At 61.9% G+C, this 3,679-nt stretch carries 4 protein-coding genes and 1 pseudogene (1 of these 5 cut by a window edge); 3 read left to right on the top strand and 2 right to left on the bottom strand.

Annotated features, from left to right (window positions below; genetic code table 11):
- Positions 1-12 precede the first annotated feature (12 nt).
- Complete coding sequence (locus FVQ81_14045; protein MBW7997666.1) at positions 13-462, bottom strand: arginine repressor; 450 nt, start codon at positions 460-462, stop codon at positions 13-15.
- 158 nt (positions 463-620) lie between these two features.
- Between FVQ81_14045 and FVQ81_14040 the strand changes: the two genes are divergently transcribed.
- From FVQ81_14040 to FVQ81_14030, 3 genes are read left to right on the top strand one after another with little or no spacing between them, the layout of a single operon-like run.
- On the top strand, positions 621-1,127 hold the full coding sequence (locus FVQ81_14040; GenBank protein MBW7997665.1) for an HIT domain-containing protein: 507 nt from the start codon (positions 621-623) through the stop codon (positions 1,125-1,127).
- Between the two features lie 51 nt (positions 1,128-1,178).
- The gene (locus FVQ81_14035) at positions 1,179-1,919 is read left to right on the top strand and encodes a hypothetical protein (GenBank protein ID MBW7997664.1); all 741 of its coding nucleotides are present in this window, start codon (positions 1,179-1,181) and stop codon (positions 1,917-1,919) included.
- A gap of 30 nt (positions 1,920-1,949) precedes the next feature.
- Positions 1,950-3,293, top strand: a complete 1,344-nt coding sequence (locus FVQ81_14030) for a M24 family metallopeptidase (protein MBW7997663.1) — start codon at positions 1,950-1,952, stop codon at positions 3,291-3,293.
- Positions 3,294-3,333: 40 nt separating this feature from the next.
- On the opposite strand, the pseudogene FVQ81_14025 reads toward FVQ81_14030, so the two are convergent.
- Positions 3,334-3,679 (bottom strand): annotated as a pseudogene (locus FVQ81_14025) (arylsulfatase); it runs 1,151 nt beyond the window's last position.

The raw sequence follows: 3,679 nt of genomic DNA, 5'->3' as shown, positions 1-3,679 counted from the left end.
CTTATAATACAATCATAACGGGTTTAAGAAAAGCCGCATCCTGCCCCGCACCCCGGCAGCGTTTGCCTTTTCGGCCAGCACCACCATCACCGTGTCGTCCCCGCCCACGGTGCCGAGCACCTCGGTCCAGCCCAGACCGTCTATCGCCGCCGCGGTCGACTGGGCGAATCCGGGCAGGGTGTGGATTACCAGCAGGTTGCCCGTGTGGTCCATGCCGGTCACCACCGGCCCGGCGGCCAGCCCGGCGCCCGCCCGGTGCGGGAGAGCCCGCATGTAGCGCAGCCCACCCTCGCCATCGGCCGCCTTGACCAGCCTCAGCTCGCGGATATCCCGCGAGAGAGTGGCCTGGGTGGCGCTGACGCCGCTCTGTTTCAGCAGCTCGCCAAGCTGGCGCTGGCTGCCGACCGGCCGCTCGGAAACCAGCTTGAGAATCAGCGACCGTCGGTTCTGCCTGTCGGGCATCGAGCAGTCTCCGGTGTATATTTATTCATAATTAGTGCATAAATATACACATCACAGACAATTTGTCAACCTTTATTCCCTGCTTGCATTAGCGGGAACGGCCAGCTAACTTACGGTTTGCAGTTGCCGATATCAACCCATTCAGGCGACGGTGGCGGATGAAGATCGAGCGCAACCTGTTTATTCCCGGCAAGCTGGACTATGTACGCGGCGTCAAGCCCGATGTGCCCTGTATCCTGTGCGCCATCCGCGACGGCGACGAGCAGGTGGTGCGACTGGAGGTGGGCCGGACGAAGCGGATGGTTATTTCGCTCAACCTGTTTCCTTACAACCCCGGCCACCTGCTGATTTTTCCGCTGAGGCATATCACCGACCTGCGGGAAATGAGCGAGGCCGACGCCCTGGAAATACACCGCCTTCTGCACGAGCTCATGGATATCCTGGAGTCTGTCTACGGGCCGCGGGGGTTCAATATCGGCTACAATGTCGGCGCCACCAGCGGGGCCAGTATCGAGCACCTGCACTGCCATATCGTACCCCGCCACCGCAACGAAACCGGCGTGCTGGAGATAGTTTCCGGCGGCACCCGCGTGATTGTCGAGGATCCCGTGGTGACGTTGGAAAAACTTCGTGAAGCCTGGCAATCCCGCGGCAAAAAGGACTGAGCGCGAGGCCGTCTTGCCGGGAACTCCGCAACCTCAAACGGAGATCATCCCATGTTTCCCTCCCTTCGCATTTACGCTCTCAAAGCTGCCTCCGTCTCCCTGCTGCTGGCCCTGGCTGCGTGTTCCGGCTACGGAGAGACAAGCAACGGGCAAGCAGACGGGAAATCTCTGGGCTGTCCGCGCGCGGCGGGCCAGATCGCAATCGATGGGCGGGTGGAAGATGCGTGGCGGGCAGCGGACACGATGCGCCTGGATGACCCGGCAGATGTTGCCGATCCCAACGGGGTCAAAATTTACACTTTATGGGACGAGAAATACCTGTACGTGGCCTATGAAGTAGCAGACAAATACCTGGTGGGCCACCAGTACGAGCGAGACCACAAGGCGCTTTACAAGGACGACATGATCGAGGTCCTGATCGACCCGCGGCTGGACCGGACCGACGAGTGGCTTGAGGACGATATCGTCTACCACGTCAATATCCTGGGCCAGGTCAAGGACGACCGCGGTACGCCGGAGGGCAGAAGCGACGCCACCTGGAACAGCGAGGCCCTGTTCGCGGTCAGTTTCGACGGGACACTGAACGACAGTTCGGACACGGACCGGGGGTTCTGCGTGGAACTGGCTGTCCCCTGGCAGGAAATCGGCAAATCTCCGGCCGAGGGTGTACGGCTGGGTATAAATTTTGCAGCCGGTGATGCAGAGGGCCCGGACGAGCACCTGTGGGACTGGTGCGGGGCCAGCCCTTTCCGCCAGCCGTCTGTCTACGGGACGCTGGTGCTGAGCGACTGACTAACTGTTCACCACGTTCGGAGATAAGCGATGTCCCTGCGATTATGGCCTGTCCTGATTGCGTTCTGCAGCTGGCATGTCTTCACCCCCGGCCGGTCAGCGGCCGAAATCATCCCCGCCACCGGACGCGACCTGATCTCGCCGCAGATCTATACCAGTATGCAGAACTGGATGCTCGATAAACGCTTCGACGGCTGGCTGTTCACCGGCCACGGCAGGTTCGGCGATATCGAGGAGGAACTGCTGGGCCTGCGGGGAGAGACGAATCATCGCTGGTTCATTTTCTACGGCGGGATGTCCACCCTGCGCAAACCGTTCCTGATCTACCATCCGGACGACGAGCACCTGTTCGAGGGCGTGGCGTTCTACCCCACCACCTACAGAAGCTACGACGAGATGAAGCAGGCTCTTGCCGACCGCGTCTTTACGGTGGCCCGCGATATCGCGCTTAACTATTCGCCGAGGCTCGAGGTCTCGGAGGTGTCCCAAGTGGATTTGGGTACGGTCGAGCTGCTGAAGGAGATCGGCCTGAAGTTCAGGCCCTCCGGTTCGCTGCTGTCGTTCTACCACACGCGCTGGACTGTCGATGAGGTCGAGAGCCACAAGTACGCCGCCGCCAGGCTGGACTCCATTCTGCCTGTCGCGCTCGAACGTCTGCGCGACAGGATAAGCCGTGGCAAGCGAATAACCGATTACGACCTGGCCCGCCATATCAGCAGGAATCTGGACGATCTGGACCTCGAGGAGGTGGAGCCGGTAATGGTTGCGGTTGGCGCGCACACGCTGCGGGAAAGCCACGTGCCGTCAAAATCAAAAAAGGAACGAGTTGAAATCGGCCGGGACAGCGTGGTCTATCTCGAGGTCGCCGCCCGCAGGAAGGACCACGAGGAGGCGATGTTCGCCCGGCTGGGCTGGACAGTGGTGGTCGCCGATTCCGTGCCGGGAGGAATGAAACAAAGCTGGAACCGTATCACAGCCGCCGCCGACACGGCCCTGGCGCTGGTAGCCCGCCGGATCAAAGGTGGAAAAAGCCTGACAGGCAGGGAAGTCGACGAGGCGGCGCGGCCGCTGCTGGGCAGGGACCCGCACGTTCTTCCTCGTCCGCTGGGCTACAACCTGAACCGCCGCGGACGCAATTTCGGTGTGCGGTTCGACAGCTATCTGTTCCTCGATAACCGCGAGATCATGCCCGGCCTGGGATTCACGCTGGAACCGGGTATCTATACTAAATATTACGCCCTGCGCCTCTGCACGAACCTGTTTCTGGAGGGCGACCGCGAGGTCACGCTCAGCGCTCCTCTGCAGCGCAAGCTGATCCCCGCGCTGGCCGATCCCGCGCTGCTGATCGAGGCTTTCCTGCCGCCGCTGGACTGATTTTCCCACGAAAACACGCAGGGAAACGCGCGGTTCTACCCTAGACGCTCTCCCGCACCCCGATCTCCCGCGCCCAGGCGGAGTACATCCCTTCCAGCTCCCCGGCGATCCGTGGGTTGCTCTCTTTGAGGTCGTCGAGCTCCACCCGGTCGGCGCGCATATCATAAAGGCTCCAGTCTTCATCCCCGCGCCGCGACACCAGTTTCCAGTCCCCCCTGCGGATAGCCCGGTTGCCCAGATGCTCCCAGTAGAGCTCATCGTGGCCCGCGTGGCCCGCGCCCCTGAGCACACTCATCAAACTCAGCCCGTCGCATGGAGCGATCTCCCTGCCTCCGTGGCGCGAGGGGTAGGCTGCTCCGGCCGCGTCCAGCGCAGTGGGCAGCAGG

The organism is Candidatus Glassbacteria bacterium (genome assembly GCA_019456185.1).
In the GTDB taxonomy this organism is placed as follows: Bacteria; Gemmatimonadota; Glassbacteria; order GWA2-58-10; family GWA2-58-10; genus JAJRTS01.
This window is presented reverse-complemented; position numbering and strand designations above follow the sequence as displayed.